The following is a 25,593-nucleotide window of genomic DNA, read 5'->3' on the forward strand; positions in this document are numbered from 1 at the left end:
CCCGCTTACTTGTGCTTATGAGCTCGTTCAGGAAATTGCTTTGTTGCCTATTGCTGCTCGGCTGCGGGCGCGCGGCGGCTCAGCCGGCTGCCCGCGCCGTGCTGCGGGGCCGGGTACTGCACGCCAACGATTCCGTGGTGTGCCTGGCTTGGTCGCGTAACTTGCTCGACCTCACACCGGTGTACAAACAGGTTCGGTTAAGCCCACAGGGCGAATTTCAGTTCGTGCTCGACAGCCTGCCCCGGCCGCTGGCGGCCCAGTGGGGCCTGGGACGCCCCGACCGGGTGCGGCGCTACACCGACGTGTGGCTGACGCCCGGTGACACCCTCAAGCTGACCGTGGATGCCCGGCGTTTCAACAAAAACTTGCATTTTGCTGGGCCCGGCGCGGCCGTGAACGACTACCGCGCCGCCCAGCGGCGGGCCCGCACCGCTGATTTTTACGAAGCCCCCGAAGGCCGCCCCGAGCCCCACGACCCGGCCCGTATGCGTGCCCTGGCCGACCACTTCCGCCAGCGGGCCGAAGCCGTGCTGCGCGCCGCCGACCGTGCCCACCCGCTGCCCCCGGCGCTGCGTAGCCAAGAAGCAGCGGCCATTCGCTACGAATGGGGCCGGGCGCTGCTGGCGTTTCCCTACGACTACGAGTACCAGAAACCGGGCCAGGGGCCGGCGGTGCGGCAACTGCCCGACGCTTATTACAGCTTCCTGGCCGAAGTGCCCGTGAACCAGGATTCGCTGCTGGCGTACCGGGCCTATCAGCTTTTTGCCAACCACTTTTCCACCTACCTGCTGCGCGAGCGGCGGCAGCGGCTGCCCTTCACCGCCTACGTGCCGCAGCAATTTCCGTGGGCTTACGACACGGTGCGCCAGGTGGAGCCGGCCAGCCTCACCCGCGACTACCAGCAGGCCCAGCTGCTGCACGACCTGATGCGCGCGGGCAATGAACGGGACCTGGCCCGGCCCCTGGCCGATTTCAGAGCGCATTGCACCAACCCTGAGCTGCTGCGGGCTCTGGCATGGAAGCAAGACCGCATGGCCACCATGCGCGCCGGCCAGCCGGTCCCGAATTTCACGCTCACCGACCTCAACGGGCAGCCCGTGCAGCTGTCCGATTATCGGGGCAAGCTGGTGTATGTGGATTTCTGGGCCAGCTGGTGCAAGCCCTGCCGGGCCGAAACCCCGGCCTTGCGCACTTTGCAGACGCAGTTTGCGCCGCGCGCCGGCCAGGTGGTTTTCCTTAGTCTTTCCATCGATGGCAATGCCGCCGCCTGGCGCCGGGCCGTGGCGGCCGACCACCTGACCGATGCGCCCAACCAGCGGCAAGTGCTGGGCCAGCTCGACGACCCGGCCGTGCGCCGGCTGTGGGGGCAGCGGGGTATCCCCATTTATTGGCTCATTGGCCCCGACGGCCTCATCCTTGATGCCAACGCCCCGCGCCCCAGCAACCCGGCGGCCCGCGCGGCGCTGGAAACCGCGCTGCAGGCCTCCCCGGCTAAAAAGCCGTTGCCTTAGCCGTCGCTGCCTTTTCAAAGCCCACCGCTTCCTCTCCTCATGCTTACCGCTGCCCAGCCTTTCGTTTCCGCCCGCCTGCATTTCCGCCCGCTCACGGCCGCTGATGCGCCGGGCATGTTTGCGCTCGATTCCGACCCAGCTGTGCACCGCTACCTGGGCGGCGTGGGCGGCCAGATGGTGACAGAGCTGGCCCAGAGCGCGGCCACCATTGCCTTCATTCAGGCCCAATACGCGGCCACCGGCATCGGGCGCTGGGCGGTGCTGCTGCGCGACACCGGCGAGTTCGTGGGCTGGGCCGGCTTGAAGCGGGTAGCCGGCCCTGTGAACGGCCAGCACGATTTCTACGACTTGGGCTACCGGTTCCGGCCGCAGTTCTGGCGGCAGGGCTACGGCTTTGAAGCCGCCCAAGCATGGCTCGACTGCGGGTTTCAAGCCCTGAACCTGCCGCGCATCTGCGCCTACGCCGACGCAGAAAACGCGGGCTCGCGGCGCATTCTGACCAAAATTGGCCTGCGTGAAGGCAATGAATTTTTGGAAGGCGGCACCCGCTGCGTGTGGTACGAGGCCACGGCGCCGGGCATAACCAACACGATTTAAGCCACCGATTTGGCCCACCGCCGGCTGGCCAGCAGCTGCACCAGTAGCACCCAGCCCACGGCTGCGCACCAGCCGGCCAGCACATCGGAGGGGTTGTGCACGCCCAAGTACATGCGCGCCCAGCCCACGGCCAAGGCAAACAGCGCCGCCAGGCGCCCCACCCACGGCCGGCCCGGCAGCAGAAAAAACAGCGCTGTGGCCAGCGCCGCCGTGTCCATGGCGTGGCCGCTGGGAAAGCTCAGGGTGGTTTCGGGCCGCAGGCTGAGCCAGAGCGTGGGCCGCGGCCGCGCCACCAGCGCCTTAATAACCTGCGTGAGCAGCATGGAGCCACCCACCGAGAGTGCCCATACCACTGCCGGGCGCCACCTCCGGCGCCGCAGCAGCCATAGCAGCACCAGCACGCCCGCGCCCACCATGGGCCCGGTATTGCCCACAATGGTCAGGAACACGGCCAGCGCATCGAGCGCCGGCGTGGCGTGGCGGTGCCAGAACAATAAAATCGGGGAGTCCCAGCCGGGCCCGCCGGCGCGCACCACCGCTACGGCCAGCCCGCCAAACACCGCCCACGCCAGCCCCAGCACCGCCCAGAACCCGGGATTTTTGCGTGTGGGCAACGGGGAATGATTCATATAAAAACCTGGCTTTTCTACAGCAGCTAGGTTGGTCGAGTGCTGCTGAAAGCAGTAACGGCAGCGCACGAATTTTGGCTTGAATTCAACGCCATACAGAACGCCAACCGCCGCCGGAAAGAAGCCCAAGGAACAGCAGCCCGACTTAACTACTTTGCAGCATGAATTTCTCCTTCTTGCTACGTCGCTGGCACGCCATCCTGGCGCCGCTGCTGCTACTGGGCGCCTGCCAGTCGGGCACCAGAACCGAGGCCGAAACCGCCACGAAAGCCCCGGCCGCCGGGCCCGACTCATCGGCTTTTACCGTGCGGCATCCGGCCTGGGCCCGCAACGCCAGCATCTACCAGGTGAATGTGCGGCAGTACACACCGCAGGGCACTTTTCGGGCAGCCGAGGCTGACCTGCCACGCCTGCAGCAGATGGGCGTGGGCATTGTGTGGCTGATGCCCATCCACCCCATTGGCCGCGCCCACCGCAAGGGCACGCTGGGCAGCGCCTACTCGGTGCGCGACTACCGCGCCGTGAACCCCGACCTGGGCACGCTGGCCGATTTGCAACGCTATGTGAACCGGGCCCACGGCCTCGGCATGCACGTCATCCTGGACTGGGTGGCCAACCACACGGCCTGGGACAACCCGCTCACCACCGAACACCCCGACTGGTACACCCGCGACGCCAAGGGCAACTTCCGCCCGCCGGTAGCCGACTGGCAAGACGTCATCGACCTTGACTACTCCAAGCCCGCCCTGCGCCGGTACATGACCGAAAGCATGGTGTACTGGGTGAAAACCGCCGGCCTCGACGGCTTCCGCTGCGACGTGGCCGGGCTGGTGCCCACCGATTTTTGGAACGACACCCGGCGCGAGCTGGAGAAGGTGAAGCCCGTGTTTATGCTGGCCGAGTGGGACGAGCTGTTTCCGCCCACCTTCATTTCGCGGCAGGAATTCGACCCGCACACCCGCCTGCTCGAAAAGGCGTTTGATGCCACTTACGCCCTGAGTTTGCACGGCCTGCTCGACAGCATCGGGCGGGGCCAGAAACCCACCGCCGAGCTGGCCCGCTACTGGGCCGCCGAGCGCCGGATTTACCCGCCCGGCGTGAACCTAATGACCTTCACCAGCACCCACGACATCAACGCCTGGGACGGCAGCGAGTACGAGCGCCTCGGCCCAAATGCCCTGCCCGAAGCCGTGCTCGCCATGCTCTGGCCCGGCATCCCGATGCTGTACAACGGCCAGGAAGCGGCGATGAAAAAGCGCCTGCGCTTCTTCGACAAAGACACCATTCCGAGGAACGGTTACCCGCTGCAGGATTTCTATACAAAGCTGCTGCAGCTCAAGAAGCGGAACCTGGCGCTGCAGAATTTCGATGCAGCTTCTAAATTCCGGCTACTTCCCAGCCCGCCCCAAACGGTGGCTTTTGAGCGCCGGAAAGGCGACCACGTCGTGATGGTCGCGGTGAACCTCAGTGCCCTGACGCAGCACGTGCAGCTACCTGAACCATCACTAATAGATGAGCGCTGGCCCCTATTTCGCTCTAATCAACCAATCGGTTATAAAATAACAGGCCAATCTGTGACGCTACCTCCCCACAGCTATCAGGTATGGGAGCAGTGGGCCAGGAATAGGATTTACTAGTTACCTGCCAAACACCTGACCGATTCCGGCGTTAGAAGGGTTATTACTCTTTTACATACACACTTCATGCCCCTGCTTGCCGAAACCATCACGCCCTTCGACTGGCAGCGCCTGCTCTGGACGGCCGATGCCCCGCCCACGTTCCTGTTCGAAGTCGCGTTTCGTTGCGTAGCCGTGTATTTGCTCACACTGGCCGCCCTGCGCATCACGGGCCGCCGGGGCGTGCGGCAGCTCTCGCTGTTCGAATTGAGCATCATCCTGTCGCTGGGCTCGGCGGCCGGCGATGCCATGTTTTACCAGGACACCGCTCTGACGCACATCGTGGTAGTGTTTGCCGTGGTGATGCTGCTCTACATCGTCTTCAACCGCCTTACCGAGCGGGCGCCGGGCTTCAGCGACTGGCTGGAAGGCAAGCCGGTGAAGCTGGTGGCCGACGGCGCCCTTGTGCACGAGGCCCTGCGCGCGCAAAACCTCACCCACAAGGAGCTTTTTGGCGAGCTGCGGCAGCTGCAAGTGGAGCACCTGGGCCAGGTGCGCATGGCCTACATCGAAGCCACGGGGCAGGTCAGCGCCTTTTTTTACGAAGACGAGGACGTGCGCCCGGGCCTGCCCATCTTGCCCGAGCTGCGCGAAAACCCGCTCAGCATCATCGAAAAATCTGGCACCTACGCCTGCTCCGAGTGCGGCCACGTGGAGGAGTTGGCCCCCACGCCCGCCCGGGCCTGCCCGGTGTGCCGCTGCGACAAGTGGCTGCCCACCCACACCGGCCGGCGCGTGGCGTAGCACGACAGTAGCGCGACAGTAGCGCGAACTTTGTGGTTCGCGGGCCCCACGCCGTCTCAACGATTGTCGTTCTGCCCCGCGAACCACAAAGCTCGCGCTACTTGCCTGGCGCGTGGCCTGAGTTAACTTTCCGGTCCGACCGCAGGTTAGGTTGATTCACTTTTCCGGCTTCCGCATGTCTGACCTCTTCGACACCGAGCAAATCAACCGCCTCATTCGCACGCGGCGCAGCACCTTCATTCCGCAGTTTGTGCCCGGCCGCGTCATCCCCGATTCCACCGTGTGGCAGCTACTCGAAAACGCCAATTGGGCCCCCAGCCACAAGCAAACCGAGCCCTGGCGCTTCATCGTGTTCACGGGCGCGGGCCTGCAGCGGCTGGCTGATTTTCAGGCCGATTTGTACGAGCGCACCGCCGGCCCGGCCTACAAAGCCGCCAAGCACGCCAACCTGCGCCGCAATCCGCCGCTGTGCTCGCACGTCATCGCCCTGGCCATGAAACGCACCGAGCGCCGCCTGCCCGAAATTGAGGAAATTGAAGCCGTGGCCTGCGCCGTGCAAAACCTGCACCTCTCGGCCCACGCCTACGGCCTGGGCGGCTACTGGAGCAGCGGCGGCATCACCTACACCGAGGAGGCCAAGGCGTTTTTCGGCCTCGACGCCGACGACCGCCTGCTGGGCTTTTTCCAGCTCGGCTACATCGACGTGCCTTCGGCGCCGGGCCAGCGCGGGCCCGTGCAGGACAAAACCCGCTGGGTGAGCGAATAAGCCTGGCCGTTCCGGCCGATGTTCGCCTATATTTAGGGCCCAAAACCGAGTCCGCTCGGCAGCGTGCGCTCGTGCAACGGGCAGCGGCTTTGCGGTGCCCTTTTGCCAACTCATTTTCTGCATGTTATGAAAAAGCTTCTCTGCGGCGCGCTGGCGCTGCTGCCCGCCCTGGTCCAGGCGCAGGCCCCCACCGAAAACTTTGTGGTGAAAGGCACCGTGGGCGCCAAAGCCAACGTCACAAAAGCCTACCTGCGCTACGTGAACGCGCAGAAGTGGCTGGTCGACTCGGCGGCCGTGAAGAATGGGCGCTTCGAGCTCAAGGGCGCGGTGAACGAGCCGGGCCGGGCCACGCTCATCCTCAGCCACAACGGCACGCCGCTGGCGAAATCGAAGGACATGACCCATGACTTTTTCTTTGTGGAGCAAGGCACCGTTGCCATCAGCATGCCCGATTCGGCCACCAAAGCCGTGGTGCGCGGCACGCCGCTCAACGACGAGAAAGCCAAGCTGGGGGCTTCGCTGAAATTGTTGGACGCCCGGTACGAGGCCTACATCAAAGACTACCGCGCCCAACCCGAAGCCACCCGCAAAGACCCGGCCTACATCAAGCAGCTCGAAGCCAAGCTCGACCCCATCGAGGCCGAGCAGAAGGCCATCCGGACGGCCTATGTGAAGGCTCACCCCGACACCCGCTACAGCTTGTTTGTGCTGCAGGACGTGGGCGGCTCGGTGCCCGAAGTGACGTCGTATGCCGCGCTCTACCAGGGCCTGAGCCCCAACCTGCGCAACTCGGTGCGGGGCCAACGCATCGACGAGCAAATCAAGCGCCTGCAAAAAGTGGCCATCGGCTCCGTGGCCCCCGATTTCACCCAAAACACGCCCGAAAACGTGCCCGTGAAGCTGAGCAGCCTGCGCGGCAAGTACGTGCTGATTGACTTCTGGGCCAGCTGGTGCGGCCCCTGCCGCCAGGAAAACCCCAACGTGGTGAAGGCCTATAACGCCTATAAGGACAAAGGCTTCACCATTCTGGGCGTGTCGCTCGACAAGGAAGGCGCCCGCGAAGCGTGGATGCGCGCCATTGAGAAAGACGGACTGGCCTGGACGCAGGTGTCGGACCTGAAGTTCTGGAACAACGCCGCCGCCCAGGAATACGGCGTTCAAGCCATTCCGCAAAACTTCCTGCTCGACCCGCAGGGCAAAATTGTGGCCACCAACCTGCGCGGCGAGGAGCTGCAAAGCACCCTCGGCAAGCTGCTGAACAAGGTGAACTAAGCGTTTTTATTGGCTGATGCGTTCGCCGCAAATCAGGGCTTTTTCTTTCGGGATGCGGCGCTGGTTTGCGGCGTTTCTATTTATTATCTGTCATCCTGAGCGCAGCGAAGGACCCTTTCACATTCGCACAAAGCTTTCAAACGTGAAAGGGTCCTTCGCTGCGCTCAGGATGACAGACGTTCCAGGTTTCAAGCCGATTATATGGACCCTGTCTTCTCCCAACAATACGACCTGATTCGCGGGGCCCGTGCGGCGCTGCTGCGCTACTGCGCCACGCTCAGCCCGGCGCACTTTGTGGCGCCGGTGGCTGGCTTCAACCACAGCAGCATCCGCGACTTGCTGGTGCACGTGGCCGAGTGCTACCAGGCCTGGCTGGGCGAGGTGGGCCTGGGCCGGCCGCAGGCGCGCCAGCAGCCGGAAAAGGTGCTGGATGTGGCCGCCGTGCGGGCGCTCTTTGCAAACGTAGACGCGCTGGCAGCTGAGTTTGGGCAGCATTTTGCCGGGCAGTGGCTAACCACGCAGCGGTTTGCTTCGGCGCGCCACCCGGCACCCTTGCAGCTTTCGCCGCTGCAGCTGTTCACCCACGTCATCACCCACGAGTTTCACCACAAAGGCCAGTGTCTGAGCATGAGCCGGCAGCTGGGCTACGTGCCGGTCGATACCGACGTGATTCGGACCTAGCACTTCCGACAACCTAACAGCCGGCGAGCCTTCCGAAAGCCAATAGCGCCCTTGCTGCAATCTTTCTTTCTAACGAATTCTGCTATGCTGTCTTTACTCGGCCTGCACCACGTAGCCCTTATCTGTTCCGATTACGCCGCCTCGAAGCGGTTTTATACCGAGGTTCTCGGCTTGGAAATTCTGGCTGAAACCTACCGCGCGGCGCGCGACTCCCACAAGCTCGACCTGGCCGTGAACGGGCAGTACATTATCGAGCTGTTTTCCTTTCCCAGCCCGCCCCCGCGCCCCAGCTACCCCGAAGCGGCCGGCCTGCGCCACCTGGCTTTTGCGGTGCCCGATGTGGCCGCCGCCATCCGGCACCTGGAGCAGCACGGCGTGCCTTGCGAGCCCGTGCGCGTGGATGAGCTGACGGGCCGGCGCTTCACCTTTTTCAGCGACCCCGACGGGCTGCCGCTGGAGTTTTACGAGGTGTAAGCGTCGGCAACCGTCAGCAAGCAGGCCGCGTAGCGAAACATCGTCGCTACTTCTCCCTTCTCGATGCCTGACCACCCGCTTGCCTCGCGCTTCACCGTGCCCCACCCCGAGTGGGCGGCACACGCCACCATTTACGAAGTCAACGTTCGGAATTTCACCCCGGAGGGCACTTTTCGGGCTTTTGAAGCGCACCTGCCGCGCCTGCAAAAAATGGGCGTGAGCATTGTGTGGCTCATGCCGGTGCACCCCATTGGCGAGGTCGGGCGCAAAGGCTCGCTGGGCTCGCCTTACGCCGTGCGCGACTACTTGGGGGTGAACCCCGAGTTTGGTACGCTGGCCGACTTGCGCCACCTGGTGCAAACGGCGCACGCGCTGGGAATGAAGGTAATACTCGACTGGGTGGCCAACCACACCAGCCGCGACAACGCCCTCATCACCGAGCACCCCGACTGGTACCAACACGACGCCGACGGCCAGTTGGTGCCGCCCGTGCCCGACTGGACCGATGTGGTGGCCCTCGACTACACCAACCACGCCATGCGCCGCTACATGACCGAGGCCCTGGCTTACTGGCTGCGTGAAGCCGACATCGACGGCTACCGCTGCGACGTGGCCGGCCTGGTGCCTACCGACTTTTGGGACGAGGCCCGGCCCGAACTCGACGCCGTCAAGCCGGTGTTTATGCTGGCCGAGTGGGACGAGCTGTACCCCTCGGGCGGGCTGACCTGGGAAGAATTCAACTCCGACACCCGGCTGCTGGAACGGGCTTTCAACATGAGCTTCGGCCTGCGCCTGCACCACCTGCTCGACCGCATTGCCGAGGGCCACGCCGCCCTGGATGACATTGACGTTTACCTGGCCGCCGAGCGCGAGAAATACCCGCCCAGCGTGTACCTGATGCACTTCACCAGCAACCACGACGTGAACACCTGGGACGGCACCGAGTATGAGCGCCTCGGGCCGCTGGCTCTGCCTTTCGCCGTGCTCACAGCTCTGCTGCCGGGCATGCCCCTGCTTTACTCCGGCCAGGAAGCCGCCCTGAACCGTCGGCTGGCGTTCTTCGACCGCGACACGATAGCCTGGAATGACTATCCGCTACAGAATTTTTATACCCGCCTGTTTCAGCTCAAAAAGACACACCCCACTCTGCGCAACGGCGACCCTACTGCCCAGTTCCGGCGCCTGCCCGGCCCGGCCGAAGTGTACGCTTTCCTGCGAAGCAAGGGCGACGCGGCCGTGCTTTGCGCCGTCAATACCGCAGCTGAAACGCGGAATTTGCCCGCCGCGGCCGGCCAGTGGCGCGACTTGTTCAGCGAAGAAACCGTAACGCTGCATGAAGGCCAGCCGCTGCTGGTACCGGCCCACGGCTGGCGGGTGCTGGTGTCCGAAACCGATGGTCTGGACTAACCTTCGGGGCCATTTTTCGGTTAGCAAATCTCATTCTTTGACGCTTCAAACTGCTATGCAAACCCGTGAACTGGGCCGCTCCGGCCTGCAGATTTCGCCCCTCATGCTGGGCGGCAACGTCTTTGGCTGGACCATCGACGAGGCTACCTCCTTTGCCGTGCTCGATGCCTTCGTAGCCAACGGAGGCAATGCCATTGATACCGCCGACGGCTACTCGGTGTGGGTGCCGGGCCACGTGGGCGGCGAGTCGGAAACCATCATCGGCAAGTGGCTGCAGCGGCGCGGCCGGCGCGACGACGTGGTCATTGCCACCAAAGTGGGCTGGGAAGTAAACCCCGAAAACAAGGGCCTCAAGAAAGACTACATCCTGCGCGCCGTGGAAGGCTCGCTCCGTCGCCTGCAAACCGACTACATCGACCTCTACCAGTCGCACAAGGACGACCCGACCACCCCCGTGGAGGAAACCCTGGAAGCCTACGCCCAGCTGGTGAAAGAAGGCAAGGTGCGGGCCATTGGCGCCTCCAACTTCACCGCCGAGCGCCTGCAGGAGTCGCTGGCCGCCAGCCAGCAGCACGGCTTCCCGCGCTACGAGACGCTGCAAAATCTCTATAATCTGTACGACCGGGAGGATTTCGAAAAGAACCTTGCGCCGTTTCTGCTGAAGGAAAACATCAGCGCTATTCCGTACTACGGCCTGGCGGCGGGCTTCCTCACCGGCAAGTACCGCGACCAGAACGACCTGCAGAAAAGCCCGCGCGGCGCCGGCGTGGGCCAGAAATACCTGAACGAAAAGGGCCTGGCCCTGCTCACCGCCCTCGACGCCGTGGCCGACCGCCAGCAGGCCACACCCGCCCAGGTGGCCCTGGCCTGGCTGATGCAGGCGCCCACCGTCACGGCTCCCATCGCCAGCGCCACCAGCGTGGGCCAGGTCACGGAACTGCTCGAAGCCACCGAGCTGCGCCTGACGACCGACGACCTGCAAACGCTGGAGCAAGCCCAGCCGGTGAAGGCGGAATAGTGTTTTGTTCTACCGGAGCGCCTTACCCCCCGGCCCCTCTCCCAAAGGAGAGGGGGAGCCAGACGTCAGCTAAGAGTTAATAGTTAGGCCAATGGCTGCTTTCAACTTCAATCTGAGCCCGAACCGGTGCCCCCTCTCCCTTTGGAGAGGGGGTCAGGGGGTGAGGCCCCACGCTAGAACAACCTATTTCGGCACATCCGCAAACTCATACGTGCGGGCCACTTCCAGCGGTTTGCCGTCGGCTTCGGCGTAGGGGTACACGAAGTAGTTGAGCGGCGGGCCGGCTTGTTTGGGGGCCAGCTCCACGTCGCGGCCGCGGGTGAATTCCACGCGATTTTCATCGTGGGCCCCGAAGAAGTAGTTGCGCTTATCCGGATTCTTGGCGGCTTCGGAGGCATCGACGGGCACCCAGCCGGTTTCCTTGGTGTAGAATTCGGCCCAGCAGTGGTAGCCTTTGATTTCGCCTTTGCCCCGGTCGGCGGGCAGCGGCAGGCCGATGCTGAAGCGCGCCGGGATGCCCAGGCTGCGGCAGTAGCCGATGACGATGGCGTGAAAATCGGTGCAGTTGCCGCGGCGGGCGTCGCAGGCGTAGTAAATGTCGCCGCGGCCCCAGCCCTGGCCGGTCTTGTCGTAGGTCACGGTACTCACCACATGCTCGTAGATGGCGCGGGCCTTCTCCAGGTCGGTTTTGGCGCCGGCCTTGGCCACCACTTCCTGAGCCTGCTGCTTGATTTTGGCGTCGAGCGGCACGAGGCGGTCAGGGCCGAGCCAGCGGGCCAGGTTGGGGTCGGGCTTCTCCTTGACGGCTTTGGCCGTGGGGGCATTGGCGCGCAGGTTGAGGTGCTCGCGGCGCGTGATTTGAGCTGTGAGCTTGACGGTGAGCGATGCCGTGGGCACCGTGGCGGGGCGTAGGTGCAACATCTCGTTGCCGAAGGCGCCTTTCTCAATCTTGTAGGGCACCGGCGACTCTATTTTCAGGTCGCGCACGTCCTGCGAGGCGTCGGAATGCGGGATGGGCAGCCACAGGTCGAGGGCCTGGGTGCCGGCGGGCGCCGCGGGCACGGTGGCCGTGCTGGTGAGCGTGAAGGTGCGGCTGCGCGGGGCCGCGGCCCGGGGCGAAGGCTCGGCGGTGCCGAAACCGGACAGCACCGCGCAGGCGCCCAGCAGCCCGGCCCATCCGGCCGAGCGGTTCAACAAGGAAATGTTCACGAGAACGGGGCAACAAGTCGCTGCTGGTGGGCGTCAATCGAGCTGGATTGCAGCCAAAAAGGCTTCAACTCAACGGCCAGCGCCACGTGCGATGCCCGTTGACGCGACGCCCCGAAAAGCGTCCGCCAGTCAGGGCCAACCAGACCCCAGCAGTGGTTCAAAGGTACGACCGGCGGCCGCGTGGCTACTTTCGCCCGCTAAACCGTCGTTCTATATGAAAGCTACTGGCCTGCCGGTGCTGGCCCTGGCGTCGTTTCCGCCGGCGCAGGCGCCCGTGCCCTACTACGCCGAGCGGCTGGAAACCCACGTGGTGCGGTTTCCGCACGTGAACGTGCCGCACGCCCACGATTTCTACCTGTTGCTCTACGTCACCGAAGGCACGGGCACGCACACCGTCGATTTGGTGACGTATGAGCTGCAACCGGGCAGCGTGTTTTTTCTGGCGCCGGGGCAGGTGCACCACTGGCAGCTGGGGCCCGAGGCGCGGGGGCTGCTGGTGTTTTTCAGCGCCGATTTCTATCTGTTTCGCTACCCCGGCAGCGGCCTCTACGCCTACCCGTTTTTCGACAGCGCGCACCCGCCGGTGTTGGTCCTGCCGCCCGCCGAAACGCAAATCAAGCCGCTGTTTGAGCACCTGCTGACGGAATACCAAACGCCGCACGCTAACCAGGCCGAGGTGTTTCGCAGCTACCTGCACCTGGTGCTGGAACTGGCGGCACGCTACTACCCAGCCCAGCCGGCGGCCGATGCCAGCCTGCCCCTGCAGCAAATCCGGCAGTTTGGCGCGCTGCTCAACGAGCACTACCGCACCAAGCGCAGCGTGCGCGACTACGCCGACCTGCTGCACCTGTCAGCCAACCACCTCAACGCCCTCTGCCGCCGCGTGCTCAACAAAACGGCCAGCGCCCTCATCCACGAGCGGGTTGTCACGGAGGCGCAGCGGCTGCTCAGCCACTCGGCGCTGGGCGTGGCGCAAGTGGCCTATGAGCTGGGCTTTGAGGATGCGTCGTACTTCGTGCGCTACTTCCGCAAGTACGCCGGCACCACGCCCGAGGCGTTTCGGCAGCAGCGTTGATTTGTCCTGTAAGACCCCGAAAGCGGGCTGCGAAGGCGCGCGCAGGGCCCGGTAATTTTGGGGTATCAATGCGGCGGGTGCCGCACGAGCCGCTTGCGCATGGGCGCGGGCCGCTTTCTCCCGTATAGCCTTTATTGCCATGCCTTCCTCCCCCGCCCCGGTCATGACCGAACCCACCGATTTCAACAACTACGAACTCGTCGACTCCACCGCCCTGGCGCTGGCCAAGCTGCGCTGCCCGCGCTGCCACCGCGGCCCCTTGTTCAGCACCTCGGCCTGGAACATCACCAAGTTTGCCCAGATGCCCGCGCAGTGCCCTGTGTGCGGCCAGAGCTTCGAGCCCGAGCCGGGTTTCTACTTCGGTTCTATGTACATCACCTTCGGCTTCAACGTGGGCACCTTCCTGGTGCTGGGCGTGCTGATTTACTACCTACTGGGCAACCCTGACACGTGGGTGTATGTGGCCATCATCACCGGCGTCACAGTCATTTTCACGCCGCTCATCCTGCGCTACTCGCGGGCGCTGATGCTGTATCTGTTCGGCGGGGCGCGGTATAATAAAAAGTGGGGCCGGGGGTAGAATGAGTACCCTGAAGCTCCGCTTCGGCTTGCGTTGAACGATGAAGTTCTGGCGGGCCGAAGCGGAGCTTCGGGGTACTCGTTCTACCGCAGCACCTGCGCGCGCCACACGTTGTTGCCGGGGTTCACGTCGGGCAGCAGCTTGGTGACGTTGAGCTGCACGCGGGTGAGCGGGGTGGTGGAGTTATAGCGAAAGGTCCAGGTGCCGCCGCGCTGCCAGATTTCGACCGGCAGCTTCACGCGGGTGGTTTTGCCGCTGGTTTCGGTCACGTCGGCCGTCACGGGCATGGCGGCCTGACCGCGGTTTTCGATGGTGATGAGGGCGCCTTGGGCGGGGTCCTGGTTCACGTAGGCCACGGTGGTCACGGCTTGGTCCAGAATCCAGTTGTTGTACACCCACTCGCGCCAGAACCAGCTCAAATCCTCGCCGCTGGCCTCGTTCATCGTCCGGAAAAAGTCCTTGGGCTGCGGGTGCTTGAAGGCCCAGCGCTTGATGTAGGTGCGGAAAGCGTAGTCGAACCGCTCCGGCCCCAGAATCTCAGTGCGCAGCAGCAGTAGGCCGTAGCCCATCTTGCTGTAGGCGGCGTAGCCCAGGTGGTTGGGCTGCGTCACGTCGGGCACGGTGTATGGCGGGTCGGTGACGGGGTCGGCCATATATCGGATGTTGCCGGCCACCAGCCGGGCCGTGTCATTCAGCAGCTTGGCGTACTCGCCGTTGTTGAAAGCGTTGCTCGACAGCATGTTGATAAAGGTATTGAAGCCTTCGTCCATCCACGGGTACTTGCGCTCATTCGAGCCCACAATCATCGGGAACCAGTTGTGGCCGAACTCGTGGTCGGTCACGCTGTAGAGGCTGGCCTTGCGCGCCTTCGAGCCGCAAAACACGATGCCCGGGTACTCCATGCCGCCCACCACGCCGGCCACGTTAGTGGCCACCGGGTAGGTGTATTCATACCACTGCTTCGAGTTGTATTCGATGCTTTTCTTCACATACTCGGTGCTGCGGCCCCAGGCCGAGTCCTGGGCCACCTCGGCCGGGTAGAGCGACATGGCCAGCGACTTGCGCCCGCTGGGCAGATTCATCTTGGCCGCGTCCCACACGAAGGCCGCCGAGGCCGCCCAGGCCACGTCGCGCGCCCGCTGGCACTTGAAGTGCCAAGTGAGGCGGCCGTTTTTTCCACTCGGTCGCGAGCCCGCCTGCGTCACCTCATCGGCCGAGCGCACAATGACCGTCTGGTCCGAGCCGGCGGCTTTGGCCAAGCGGCTTTGCTGGGCGCTGGTGAGCACCTCGGCGGGGTTCACCAACTCGCCCGAGCCGCCCACCAGGTAGTTGGCCGGCACGTTCACGGTGTAGTCGAAGTTGCCGTATTCGAGGTAAAACTCAGCCACCATGTAGGGCAGCGTATTCCAGCCCTCCACATCGTCGTACACGGCCATGCGCGGGTACCACTGCGCGATTTCGAAGATTTCGCCGTTCTTGGTTTGCAGGCGGCCCAGGCGGTCGGAGCCGTATTCGGGCACGTTGAAACCGTAGGCGATGTCGATTTTCAGCTTGTCGCCCTTGGGCTTCATCGGCTCGGGCAGGATGATTTGCATGCGCGTGTCCTGCACGCGGTAGTTGGCCTTCAGCTTCTTGCCGTGCAGCTCAATGTTCACCGTTTGGAGCGAGTCGCCGCCCCGAAAGCCGCGGGCCGAGTTACCGAAGCGCCCACCGGCCACCGACGTAGCCGCCGCCCCGCGCGAGTTGGCGCGGTATAAGTTCTGGTCGAGCTGCAGCCACACGAAGGCCAGCGCATCGGGCGAGTTGTTGGTGTATGTGATGCTGGCGGTGGCCGTCACGCGGGCCGCTTTCTCATCGAGGCGGGCGTCAATTTTGTAGTCGGCCGCGTTTTGCCAGTACTGGGCGCCGGGCTGGCCGCCAGCCGTGCGCGTGGGCGTGGCCAACTGCTCAATAAACGAGGGGTTGAACAGCGTGCGGGCGTCAAACGCCGGCCCCGTGGGCACCGGCTGCTGAGGCTGCGCCGCCGCCGCGCCCGCTATCAGTAACGCCGCACTCAGCAGAAAAGAAAATTTCATGAAAAAAGGAATGGAATGATGGTAAAAAGCGCGAGAACCGTCTGTTTTCCTGCCAAAGGTAACGGCGCACCCCTGCCCTTACGCTAGCTTTTGGCGCACCAGTTCCACCAGGCCGTTCAGGTCGGCCGCATTCATCTCTTCCGCTTCGATAAAAGGCTTTAGCGTACCCGTTTCGGCCACCGCAAAAGCGGCCGGCAGCCGGTGGCGCGCCCATGCTGGGTAGTCGCGGATGAACTCGTCGCGGTGCAGAAACTCCACTGGCACGGGCAGCTTCCTGATGAACGCGCGCCACTCGGGCCGCATGCTGGTGGCGCCGTAGGTGACGGCGCACAGCGAGCAGGCGTAGGTCGTCGGCGAGAGGATTTTGTGAAACGTGTCCTTCAGGCCCGCCAGCAGGCCCGCGTCGGCGTTATACACGAAAAGGAGGCGCTGGGGCATTTATTGAAGGGACAGCTTGGCATAGGTGAAAGTATTGCCGGAGTTCTTGCCGGTCCACATGCGCTTTTTCAGCAGTAAGGTTGAATTGGATAGCCAGTGGATTTCGGCCGGCTCCCAGGTAGCGGGCTCTACGGATGGCTCCAGTTTCCAGACCTGCCGCCAGCGGCCGTTTTCCAGCCGATAAAGCTGGATTACATTAAGCATAAAGCTGACTTCAATTCCCGCCGAAAAAGCCACGAAACTGCGCGTATCGGGCGAATATTCCGGTGGGCTGGGCAAGGCCAGTTGCTGGCCGGTATCGGAAACCAGCAGCCATTCACCGCCTTCCCAGTAACGGCCATCCACCAAGTGCATTTTTAACGAGGCCGCATAGCCTTGGTATTCGTACTGAGCTTGGTCGTCGTTATCGGTGCCAACGCCTTTGTCCTGAAAAATCCTTGGTCCCTTGCTGGTCGGAATCACGATGCGCCCCCGCGCTTTCTTCACCGGAAACGTCAGCGTCGGCTTCGTCACAATCGCCGTTTTCTTCGCTTGCTCATAAGCAGCTTTCGTCAGCGGGCTGAAGGTGACGCGTGCGGCCGGCGGCGCGGCAGCGGGTATTTTCAGCAGAAGCGTGAGGAGCAGCAGAAGCAATGGTTTTATCAAAATACTTCGGGCGTAAATGCTGCGCCAAGGTAGCACCGCGCCCATCTTTGCGGATATGTCTGCTCCCGCTGCCCCCCTGCCCTACCTCGTTTTCGATTTCGACAGCACCTTTACGCAAGTCGAAGGGCTGGATGAGCTAGCCGACATCGCCCTGCAGGGCCACCCCGACCAAGCCAAAGTGGTCGGCCAAATCAAGGCGCTCACCGACCAGGGCATGGCCGGCGAAATCGGCTTCCAGGAGTCGCTGAGCCGGCGGCTGGCGCTGCTGGGGGCTAATGAGCGGCACCTCGCGCCGCTTATCGCCCGCCTCAAAACCAGGGTGAGCGAGAGCATCCGGCGCAACGGCAACTTCTTCCGGCAGTTTGCCGACCGCATTTACGTGGTAAGCAGCGGCTTCCGCGAGTTCATCGAGCCCGTGGTGGCCGAGTTCGGCATCGCGCCCGCGCACGTGCTGGCCAACACCTTTACCTTCGATGCCGCTGGCAACATCACCGGCTGCGACCCGCAGAATGTGCTGAGTCGCGACGGCGGCAAAATCCGCCAACTGGTGCTGCTCGATTTGGACGGGCCGGTGTACGTCTTCGGCGACGGTTATACCGACTACCAGATTCGCGAAGCCGGCCTGGCACAGCGTTTCTACGCTTACACTGAAAACGTTAGCCGCCCTACGGTAGTGGCTCAGGCGGACGAAGTTCTCCCGACTTTCGACGAGTTTTTGTACCAACTAAAACTTCCCATGACTTTATCATACCCCAAAAACCGCATCAAGGTGCTTCTGCTGGAGAACCCCGATGCCCGCGCCAAAGAGCTTTTCCTGGCCGAAGGCTATCAGGTCGACACTGTGCCCGGCGGCCTCGACGAGGACGAGTTGCTGGCGCGCATTGAGGGCGTGAGCATCCTGGGCATCCGCTCGAAAACGCAGGTGACGCAACGCGTGCTCGATGCCGCCAACCGCCTGATTGCCATTGGGGCCTTCTGCATCGGCACCAACCAAATTGACCTGACCGGCGCCATGAAAAAGGGCGTGGCCGTGTTCAACGCGCCGTTCAGCAACACCCGCTCGGTGGTGGAGCTGGCGCTGGGCGAAATCATCGTGCTGGCCCGCCGCATCCCGGAGAAAAACCCGAAGATGCACGCCGGCGAGTGGGACAAGTCGGCCAGTGGCTCGTTCGAGATTCGCGGCAAGACGCTGGGCATCGTGGGCTACGGCAACATCGGCGCGCAGCTGAGCGTGGTGGCCGAAGCCGTGGGCATGAAGGTGGTGTACTTCGACGTGGCCGAAAAGCTGCAGCTCGGCAACGCCGTGAAGTGCCGCACGCTGGAAGAATTGCTGGAACAATCCGACGTGGTGACGCTGCACATCGACGGCCGCACCGAGAACACCAACTTCATCGGCGAGAAGGAGTTTGCCCTCATGAAAAAGGGCGCCCTGTTCCTCAACAACGCCCGGGGCCACGTAGTGGACGTGCCCGCCCTGGCCGCCGCCCTGCGCTCGGGCCACCTGGGCGGCGCGGCCGTGGACGTGTTCCCGTACGAGCCGAAAACTAACCACGAAACCTTCGAAAACGAGCTGCGCGGCCTGCCCAATGTGCTGCTCACGCCCCACATCGGCGGCAGCACGGCCGAGGCCCAGCGCAACATCGCCGAGTTTGTGCCCGAACGCATCATGCAGTACATCAACACCGGCAACACGCAGCAGTCGGTCAACTTCCCCAACATTCAGCTGCCCACCCAGCAGGCCCACCGCCTCATCCACATCCACGCCAACGTGCCCGGCGTGCTGGCCAACATCAACAACGTGCTGGCCCAGCACCACGTCAACATCCTGGGCCAGTACCTGAAAACCAACGAGCACATCGGCTACGTGATTACCGACATCGACCGGCAGTACGACCAGGAGGTGATTCAGGCCCTGCGCGCCGTGGCGCACACCATCAAGTTCCGGGTGCTGTACTAGGCTTGCATGCCCGGCGGCAAGGTGAGCACGGCGCCAAGCGGCATCCGGCGCACCTCCGTTTCCGGGATGTTGGCTCTCAGCTCGGCCTGTAGCTCGGCCACCAGCTGGATGGCCACGTGGGCCGGGCAGCGGTGCTTGCGCACGATGTAAGCCGTGGCCAGGTTCAGCCACTGGTCGGCTACTTGCTGCAGTTGCAGCAATTCGGCATCAGGAGCGGTACGTAGTTCCGGCTGCTGAACCAGCCGGTCGCTTTCTTCCAGGTAGATGCGGACGATGTTCATCAGTAGCGTAAACACGGTACGGTCGCGGCGCAGCTGGCGCAGGCGGGGGGCAGCAGGCATAAAAGGGGGTTGAATGCGTAGTACCGCAAAGGTAGACCCATCCAATGGGGCTGCGCCAAGCAGCCCCGCAGCATTATTGACAAAACAGCAAGCATGGGTTCTGCCCAAACGCCAACGGCCCCGGCTTCCAAATCTGGAAACCGGGGCCGTTGGTCTTCTTAAACCAGCCTTACTGGCGGGTCACCTTCTGGGTGAGGGTGCCGGCGGCCGTGGTGAGGCGCAGCACATACACACCGGCGGCCAGCTCGGGCAGGGCGCCCAGGGCCTGCGGGGCCGCGCCCAGCGTGAGCGTGGTGGCGTACACCGGGCGGCCGGTCAGCGTGCTCAGCGTTAGGGCTGCGGCCTGGGGCTCGGCGGCGCCGGGCAGGGCCACGGTGAGGGTTCCGGCGAAGGGATTGGGGTAAGCGTCGAGCGACTTGGGAGCAGTGGCCGTGGCGGCCGAAGTGCGGGTCAGCGTTACGACCGGCGAGTAGGCCACCGTGCCGTCCAGGTCCACCTGGCGCAGGCGGTAGTAGCGGCGGCTGGCGCTCAGGGCCGTGGCCGAGGCATCGAGGTACTCATAGTTGCGAACGGTGCCACTGTTGCCGGCGGCGGCCAGCTCGCCGATGGCGGCGAAGGAGCTGCCGTCGGCCGAGGCTTCTACCACGAAGCTGGCGCTTTTCACTTCCTGGGCGGTACTCCACTTCAGCTGGTTGCCGGTGCTGGCCGCCTGGCCGGCGAAGGACGTGAGCACCACCGGCAGCGGCGTGGTGAGGGTGGGCACGGCGGCCGACTGGGCCTGCTCGTAGCGGTACACCGTGCCGGTGCCGTTGCCGATGAAGAGGTCGAGCAGGCCGTCGCCGTCGTAGTCCGTCACGGCCGGGGCGGCGTAGCCGCCCATGTTGCTGGGGTTGGTGCCGGCATTGCCCATGTTGATGACGCTGCCGGAGGTGCCGTCGGTGCTCAGGTTGCGCACGAAGCTGAAGGTGTAGGCGTTGGCCGTCGTTTGGGTGTAAAACTGTACGTTGCCGGCGTAGTTGCCCACGAGCATGTCGAGCTTGCCGTCGCCGTCGTAGTCGGTGATGAGCGGCTTGCTCACGTCGCCGGCGTCCAGCACGGTGGTGCCGTCGGCCAGCCTGACGTTGGCCGGCGCGGTAAAGCCCGCGGCATTGCTGCTGGTGCTGGCCAGCTGCTCGTAGCGCACCAGCAGGCCGTTGTTAGAGCCCACCACGATGTCAATCAGGCCGTCGCTATCGAGGTCGCCCACGGTGGGGCGGGCGTAAGAGCCGAAGTTGGGTGTGCCTGAAGTAGCGACGCCGTAGGGGTTGGCAAACAGGGTGCTGCCGGCACCCATCTTGAAAGCGTCGGCACCCGTGCTGGCGGCCTGCTCGTAGATGTACACCTTCCCGGTTTCTTCGCCCACAATAATTTCCTGACGGCCGTCGCCGTCGAGGTCGCTCACCGTCGGCTTGGCGTAAAGGCCCACGTCCACGGGGCCGCCGGTGGCGAAGGTGATAAGCGTGCCCGTGGTGCTGAAGAGTTGGTTGGGGCCGGTTTGCTCGTAGTCCATCATGGTGCCGTCGCCCTGGCCCACCAGCAGCTCCAGCAAGCCGTCTTTGTCGAGGTCGGCGGCCACGGGCGTGGAGTAGGCGCCGGCCGCCGTGGCGCTGGTGGCGTTGTTGCTGAGCTGGCTGTAGCTGTTGCTCGAAGACTGGCGCGTCACGCCCAGCTTGGCGGCGCTCAGGGCGGTGCCAGCGGCCGTCGTCAGGCGTACTTTGCCGGTGCCTGCGGCGGCCGGCACAATGAACGTGGCCGTGGTGGCAGGCACCAGCCCCGGGGTGGCACGCACGGCCAGGCCGTTGAGCAGCACCGAGGTGAAGCCCGTGAGGTTGGTGCCGGTGATGGTGACGGTGGTACCGGGGGCAGCCGTCGAGGGCGTCATGCTGGTGATGGTGGGCGCCTGCGCCAGGGCGGCCACCGGCAGCAACAGGCCCAGCGTAGCCAGCATCGAGCGGCGGGAGGAAATCAGGAAGTCGGAAGCGAAAGCAAACGTAGACATGACGTTAATGAGAATTATTGTCGAGTGAATGACCGGCGGTAACTGTGCCGCTTTGGCGATACAAAATTGTTAGGCGTGCCGAGCATCTACTTTCGGTCATCGCCTAACCCCGGTCATTCCTCGCTAAAGCCACGCTATTTCCCAATGAATGAAAAAAGGCCTCAAACAGCCTGTTTGAGGCCTTTTTTTAGTCCCAACGGGCTGAATGGGGCGTCTGCCGTGTACGGCAAACTTTTCATCGGGCAAAAAAGGCGGTTGGTGGGGTCTCAACCTACCAAGCAGGTGATGGGCATGCCTTTAGGAAGGCCAGCCTTGTGTTTTATCCCAGGGTTTTGCTCATCTTGCTGTTCACCTTATTCCCACCTCTATGCTCTGCAACCGCTACTTTCTTTTTCTCTTACTCCTGCTCGCCGCACCGCGGCTGGCGCCGGCCCAGGTCACGCCCATTGTGAGCAGTTGGATTGTGAACACCACCGGGGCCACCGGCTACAACGGCATTCCCAGCAACGTGCAGCGGGTGCAGTACTCGGCGGGCAATGTGTACGTCACCTGCACCGGTGTGCCGGCCTACAGCATTGGCCCCTGGCCCGGCAACCCCAACTCGGCCACCAATCAGAACTTCGTGTTCAAAATCACGCGCACGCCCCAGCCCAACACCGGCCCGGCCACCGCCACGCCCCTGGGCCACACCGGTATCTGGAGCAACGGCGTGAGCATTTTCAACGCCCGGGACGCCATGAGCTACAACAACGCGGGCGTGTGGAACCAGAACGCCATCGTGGTGGAAGGCCCCAGCTTCGATTCCTGCCTGGGCCACCCGGCCGGCAACGGCGAGTACCACCACCACCTCAACCCGCGCTGCCTCTACAACGACCGCGACAGCACGCGCCACTCCCCCATCATCGGCTTCGCCTTCGACGGCTACCCCATCTACGGGGCCTACGGCTACGCCAATGCCAACGGCACGGGCGCCATCCGCAGCATCCGCACCTCGTACCGGATGCGCAATATCACCACGCGCACCACCCTACCCAACGGCAGCACCGCCCCCTCCCCCGGCCCGGCCATCAACGCGGCCAAGCCGCTGGGCTATTACATCGAAGACTTTGAATACGTGGCCGGCCGTGGCGACCTCGACAGCCACAACGGCCGCTTCTGCATCACGCCGGAGTACCCGGCCGGCACCTACGCCTACTTCGTCACCATCAACCGGCTCTACGAAGGCGCCTACCCCTACACGCCCGGCCCTACCTACTACGGCGTGATTCCGGCCGGGGCTACCGGCCCGCAATCCGGCCAGGCCGTGGTGAATGAACCGGTGACAACCTACACCGTGACGGCCACCTTTCTGGCCGCCGGCCTGCAACTCACCACCTACCCCAACCCGGCCAGCGACGTGCTGAACATCGCGCCCGAAGGCGGCGTGGCCAACGACCTCACGGCCCGGCTCTTCAATACCCTGGGCCAGCCCGTGAGCGCCGCCCTGCAGTTGCACCCCTCGGTGCCAGCCGAGTTTAACGTCTCAAGCCTCGCGGCCGGGGTTTATTACCTGAAAGTGGACGGGTTGGGCGTGGCGGCCACCCAGAAAGTAGTAGTGACGCACTAGCCAGCGCCCTTACAGCCGCTCGCGCACCAGCCGCAGCACGCGCTCCACCTCGTTGCGCATGGGGTAGCTGTCCACCACGTGGTTGTTGTTGAGGAAGGTAAAGGCCACCAGGCGGCCGCTTTTGGTGCGCAGGTAGCCGCACATATTCAGGTTGTTGCTGAGCGTACCGGTCTTGCCCCACACCCAGGGGCCGCTGGCGTCGTGGTAGCGCTTGCGCAGGGTGCCCTGGCCCCCGCCGGCCGCCAGCAAGCTGAGCAGGCGGCGCTCGGGCACCTCCTGGTGCAGCCGGAGCAGCAGGCCGGTGAGGGTGCGCGGGGTGATGAGGTTGAGGCGTGAAAGGCCGGAGCCGTCCACCCACATCACCGGGTCGGACAGGCCGGTGAGCAGGTTTTTGCGGGCGTAGCGAATCACGCGGCTGGTGCTGAGCGAGTCGCGGCGACCAATTTTAGTGCTGCACATGAGCAGAAGCTGCTCGGCCAGGAAGTTGTCGCTCACGCGCAGCATGCGGCGGTAGAGCGAGTCGACGCGCAGGCCGTGGAGCGTGCGGATGGAGTCGCCCTGGGCGGGCCGCGGGCGCCACACAGCATTGCTGGTGGCCCGGCGCAGGGTGTCGCCCAACAATCGCAGCATTAACCCGCGGCTGGTGACGAAGGGCGTTTCATCGACCCATTTTTTCACGGTGGGCAGCACGTAGAAGCGGTTTTCGTGCGGGGCGCGAATGATGTGGGTGTCAGGGTCGAGGCCGGGCGTGCGCAGCTCGGCCGGCGCCGGGCCTACTAGCGGCGCGAAGTAGCGCGGCAGCACCCGGATACGCGACTGTGGCACCCCGGCCGGCCGCGTGCCCGCCCGCACCGGCGCAGGCGGCGTGGCGTAGAAGCGCACGGTGTTGCCGTAAATGGGGAAGGCCGCGCGCTCGGGCTGGAAGTAGTAGCCATAGTCGTCCCAGGTCCAGCCGGGACCGTAGGGCGTCACGGTAGCAATGTCGCAGTAGGCCAACGTGCGTTCGGGGCGGTTCAGCAGGAAACTGTAGGCGCGGCGGCTGGGCACGTCGCCGTGCAGCAGTGTGGGGTCGCCGGTGCCCTGGAAAAACAGGGTGTCATGGCGCGAGAAATAGCGCAGGCTGGGCAGCGAGTCGCCGAGCAGGTGCAGGCCGGTGTAGAAGCTGAACAGCTTCATGGTGCTGGCCGGGGTGAAGTATTTGCTGTCCTGAAATCCGTAGAACGGGCGCGTGCTGTCGGCGTAGGCCAGGCTCATGCCCACTTGGTGCATGCGCAGAATAGGCGAGGCCGACAGGACGGAATCGAGCCAGGGCAACGGCTTGCCGGGCACACCGATTTCGGCCGCCGCCGGTTTGTCGGTCGCCGATTGGGCGCAGGCCGGCAGTTGGGTAGCGCCGAGGAGGAGTAACAAGAAGAAATAGAGGGGGCGTCGCATCGGCCGCAACTTACGCAGCAAACGGGGCTGGGGTGGCTTAAAAAAGGAATTTATAACTGGCGCAGCGGACAAAGCCTCACCCGGCCCCGGTTCGCTTGGCGCACGAAGCCATAGGGAAAGAGGGCCACAGTGGCACGGGTGATTTCCGAATTAAAAACTCATCAAGCGCTTTCCTCCCGATGGGAAGCTCGGATGTCAGGGCAACCTCTCAAAAATCAAAACCCGCCCACAGCCGGTTGTTGTCAACTTTCCTTTCTCTACGAATCAACCGCATTAAGAAATGTCCACCAACGCCCTCTTCGCGCCCTTTGCGCTGAAATCCCTGCAACTCAAAAACCGCATTGTCATGGCGCCCATGACCCGCTCCTTCTCGCCAGACGGCGTGCCGGGCGCCGACGTGGCCGCCTATTACCGCCGCCGGGCCGAGGGCCAGGTCGGCCTCATTCTCTCCGAGGGCACCGTGGTGGAGCGTCCGGCGTCGTCTAACGACCCCAACATCCCGCATTTCTATGGCGAAGCGGCCCTGGCCGGCTGGCAGCACGTCATCGACGAAGTGCACGCGGCCGGCGGCAAAATTGGCCCGCAGCTCTGGCACATGGGCGTGATGGCCGAGCACCGCTCCGGCTGGAAACCTTCGGAACAGTTCGAAGGGCCCTCCGGCCTCTTCAAGCCCGGCGAAGCCACGGGCAAGGCCATGAGCGAAAAGGACATCACCGACACCATTGCGGCCTTTGCGCAGGCCGCGGCCGACACCAAGCGCCTGGGCTTCGACTGCCTAGAGCTGCACGGCGCCCACGGCTACCTCATCGACCAGTTTTTCTGGGACGGCCTCAACCAGCGCACCGATGCCTATGGCGGCGACGACCTCACCCAGCGCAGCCGCCTGGCCGTGGAGTTGGTGCGCGAAGTGCGCCGCGCCGTGGGCGAAGATTTCGTCATCAGCCTGCGCCTCTCGCAGTGGAAGCAGCAGGACTACGCCGTGAAGCTGGCCCACACCCCCCAGGAGATGGAAGCCTGGCTGCAGCCCCTGGCCGCGGCCGGCGTCGACATTTTTCACTGCTCGCAGCGCCGCTTCTGGGAACCGGAATTTGAGAGCGAAGGCTCTGATTTGAACTTCGCCGGCTGGGTGAAAAAGCTCACGGGCAAAACCACCATCACCGTGGGCTCGGTGGGCTTGTCGGGCGAGTTCCTGGCCGGTTTCGCGGGCGAAGCTTCTGAGCCTCAGAGCATCGACGAGCTGCTGCGCCGGCTCGACCGGAATGAATTCGACCTCGTGGCCGTGGGCCGCCAGTTGATTGTGGACCCGGATTGGGTGGAGAAAATTCAGCAAGGCCGCCTGGATGAAATGGTTGGCTTCAGCCGCGAGGCGCTGCGCACGCTGGTATAAGCGGGCGGTTTGCGCTTAAAGCACTCGTACCCC

At 64.0% G+C, this 25,593-nt stretch carries 23 protein-coding genes; 15 read left to right on the forward strand and 8 right to left on the reverse strand.

Translation table 11 applies throughout. From position 1 onward, the window contains the following. Positions 1-17: 17 nt before the first annotated feature. Both MTP16_RS26045 and MTP16_RS22510 read left to right on the forward strand, forming a co-directional pair. Entirely contained in the window at positions 18-1,511 is a 1,494-nt protein-coding gene (locus MTP16_RS26045) for a TlpA family protein disulfide reductase (RefSeq protein WP_317244081.1), read from the forward strand. 39 nt (positions 1,512-1,550) lie between these two features. Continuing rightward, complete coding sequence (locus MTP16_RS22510) at positions 1,551-2,108, forward strand: GNAT family N-acetyltransferase (RefSeq protein ID WP_243514295.1); 558 nt, start codon at positions 1,551-1,553, stop codon at positions 2,106-2,108. On the opposite strand, the gene MTP16_RS22515 is transcribed toward MTP16_RS22510, so the two are convergent. Beyond that, a complete protein-coding gene (locus MTP16_RS22515) occupies positions 2,105-2,737 on the reverse strand; it encodes a phosphatase PAP2 family protein (RefSeq protein ID WP_243514298.1) in 633 nt (210 codons plus the stop codon). The genes MTP16_RS22510 and MTP16_RS22515 overlap by 4 nt on opposite strands. 161 nt (positions 2,738-2,898) lie before the next feature. On the opposite strand from MTP16_RS22515, the gene MTP16_RS22520 reads away from it, so the two are divergent. The 8 genes from MTP16_RS22520 (at position 2,899) to MTP16_RS22555 (ending at position 10,775) form a co-directional block, all read left to right on the forward strand. Next, a complete protein-coding gene (locus MTP16_RS22520) occupies positions 2,899-4,374 on the forward strand; it encodes an alpha-amylase family glycosyl hydrolase (protein WP_243514300.1) in 1,476 nt (491 codons plus the stop codon). Positions 4,375-4,440: 66 nt separating this feature from the next. Then, the gene (locus tag MTP16_RS22525) at positions 4,441-5,157 is read left to right on the forward strand and encodes a DUF421 domain-containing protein (protein WP_243514301.1); all 717 of its coding nucleotides are present in this window, start codon (positions 4,441-4,443) and stop codon (positions 5,155-5,157) included. A gap of 175 nt (positions 5,158-5,332) precedes the next feature. Continuing rightward, complete coding sequence (locus MTP16_RS22530; RefSeq protein ID WP_243514303.1) at positions 5,333-5,923, forward strand: nitroreductase family protein; 591 nt, start codon at positions 5,333-5,335, stop codon at positions 5,921-5,923. 126 nt (positions 5,924-6,049) lie between these two features. After that, positions 6,050-7,195, forward strand: coding sequence for a TlpA disulfide reductase family protein (locus MTP16_RS22535; protein WP_243514305.1), 1,146 nt, complete (start codon positions 6,050-6,052; stop codon positions 7,193-7,195). Between the two features lie 201 nt (positions 7,196-7,396). Next, positions 7,397-7,876: a DinB family protein gene (locus MTP16_RS22540; protein ID WP_243514308.1), complete on the forward strand. Its 480-nt coding sequence runs from the start codon at positions 7,397-7,399 to the stop codon at positions 7,874-7,876. Between the two features lie 84 nt (positions 7,877-7,960). Continuing rightward, the gene (gene gloA2 / locus MTP16_RS22545; protein WP_243514310.1) at positions 7,961-8,350 is read left to right on the forward strand and encodes an SMU1112c/YaeR family gloxylase I-like metalloprotein; all 390 of its coding nucleotides are present in this window, start codon (positions 7,961-7,963) and stop codon (positions 8,348-8,350) included. A gap of 63 nt (positions 8,351-8,413) precedes the next feature. Continuing rightward, positions 8,414-9,757, forward strand: a complete 1,344-nt coding sequence (locus MTP16_RS22550) for an alpha-amylase family glycosyl hydrolase (RefSeq protein ID WP_243514313.1) — start codon at positions 8,414-8,416, stop codon at positions 9,755-9,757. 55 nt (positions 9,758-9,812) lie between these two features. Then, positions 9,813-10,775, forward strand: a complete 963-nt coding sequence (locus tag MTP16_RS22555) for an aldo/keto reductase (protein WP_243514314.1) — start codon at positions 9,813-9,815, stop codon at positions 10,773-10,775. 183 nt (positions 10,776-10,958) lie between these two features. Here the strand turns inward: MTP16_RS22555 and MTP16_RS22560 are convergent, their stop codons facing one another. Further along, entirely contained in the window at positions 10,959-11,984 is a 1,026-nt protein-coding gene (locus MTP16_RS22560; protein WP_243514315.1) for a transglutaminase-like domain-containing protein, read from the reverse strand. A 214-nt stretch (positions 11,985-12,198) separates the two neighbouring features. On the opposite strand from MTP16_RS22560, the gene MTP16_RS22565 reads away from it, so the two are divergent. Next, positions 12,199-13,059: a helix-turn-helix transcriptional regulator gene (locus tag MTP16_RS22565; RefSeq protein ID WP_243514316.1), complete on the forward strand. Its 861-nt coding sequence runs from the start codon at positions 12,199-12,201 to the stop codon at positions 13,057-13,059. A gap of 139 nt (positions 13,060-13,198) precedes the next feature. Next, the gene (locus MTP16_RS22570; protein WP_243514317.1) at positions 13,199-13,639 is read left to right on the forward strand and encodes a DUF983 domain-containing protein; all 441 of its coding nucleotides are present in this window, start codon (positions 13,199-13,201) and stop codon (positions 13,637-13,639) included. Positions 13,640-13,722: 83 nt separating this feature from the next. Here MTP16_RS22570 and MTP16_RS22575 read toward each other — a convergent pair whose 3' ends face one another. The 3 genes from MTP16_RS22575 to MTP16_RS22585 form a co-directional block, all read right to left on the reverse strand. Then, positions 13,723-15,714, reverse strand: a complete 1,992-nt coding sequence (locus MTP16_RS22575; RefSeq protein WP_243514318.1) for a M1 family metallopeptidase — start codon at positions 15,712-15,714, stop codon at positions 13,723-13,725. A 78-nt stretch (positions 15,715-15,792) separates the two neighbouring features. After that, a complete protein-coding gene (locus MTP16_RS22580) occupies positions 15,793-16,152 on the reverse strand; it encodes a hypothetical protein (protein WP_243514320.1) in 360 nt (119 codons plus the stop codon). After that, the gene (locus MTP16_RS22585) at positions 16,153-16,785 is read right to left on the reverse strand and encodes a hypothetical protein (RefSeq protein WP_243514322.1); all 633 of its coding nucleotides are present in this window, start codon (positions 16,783-16,785) and stop codon (positions 16,153-16,155) included. Positions 16,786-16,852: 67 nt separating this feature from the next. Here MTP16_RS22585 and serA point away from each other — a divergent pair, with 67 nt between their 5' ends. Further along, on the forward strand, positions 16,853-18,754 hold the full coding sequence (gene serA, locus MTP16_RS22590) for a phosphoglycerate dehydrogenase (RefSeq protein ID WP_243514325.1): 1,902 nt from the start codon (positions 16,853-16,855) through the stop codon (positions 18,752-18,754). Here serA and MTP16_RS22595 read toward each other — a convergent pair. Together MTP16_RS22595 and MTP16_RS22600 are read right to left on the reverse strand one after the other, a co-directional pair. Beyond that, a complete protein-coding gene (locus MTP16_RS22595) occupies positions 18,751-19,095 on the reverse strand; it encodes a hypothetical protein (protein ID WP_243514327.1) in 345 nt (114 codons plus the stop codon). The two genes, serA and MTP16_RS22595, sit on opposite strands and share 4 nt — an antisense overlap. 169 nt (positions 19,096-19,264) lie before the next feature. After that, a complete protein-coding gene (locus MTP16_RS22600; RefSeq protein WP_243514340.1) occupies positions 19,265-21,133 on the reverse strand; it encodes an FG-GAP-like repeat-containing protein in 1,869 nt (622 codons plus the stop codon). Between the two features lie 367 nt (positions 21,134-21,500). On the opposite strand from MTP16_RS22600, the gene MTP16_RS22605 reads away from it, so the two are divergent. Continuing rightward, positions 21,501-22,739, forward strand: coding sequence for a YHYH protein (locus MTP16_RS22605; RefSeq protein WP_243514343.1), 1,239 nt, complete (start codon positions 21,501-21,503; stop codon positions 22,737-22,739). A gap of 9 nt (positions 22,740-22,748) precedes the next feature. On the opposite strand, the gene MTP16_RS22610 is transcribed toward MTP16_RS22605, so the two are convergent. Then, positions 22,749-24,149, reverse strand: coding sequence for a D-alanyl-D-alanine carboxypeptidase (locus MTP16_RS22610; RefSeq protein WP_243514345.1), 1,401 nt, complete (start codon positions 24,147-24,149; stop codon positions 22,749-22,751). Positions 24,150-24,453: 304 nt separating this feature from the next. Here MTP16_RS22610 and MTP16_RS22615 point away from each other — a divergent pair, with 304 nt between their 5' ends. Next, on the forward strand, positions 24,454-25,560 hold the full coding sequence (locus tag MTP16_RS22615) for an NADH:flavin oxidoreductase (RefSeq protein WP_243514347.1): 1,107 nt from the start codon (positions 24,454-24,456) through the stop codon (positions 25,558-25,560). Positions 25,561-25,593: the final 33 nt, after the last annotated feature.

It is taken from the genome of Hymenobacter monticola (genome assembly GCF_022811645.1).
Taxonomy (GTDB): domain Bacteria; phylum Bacteroidota; class Bacteroidia; order Cytophagales; family Hymenobacteraceae; genus Hymenobacter; species Hymenobacter monticola.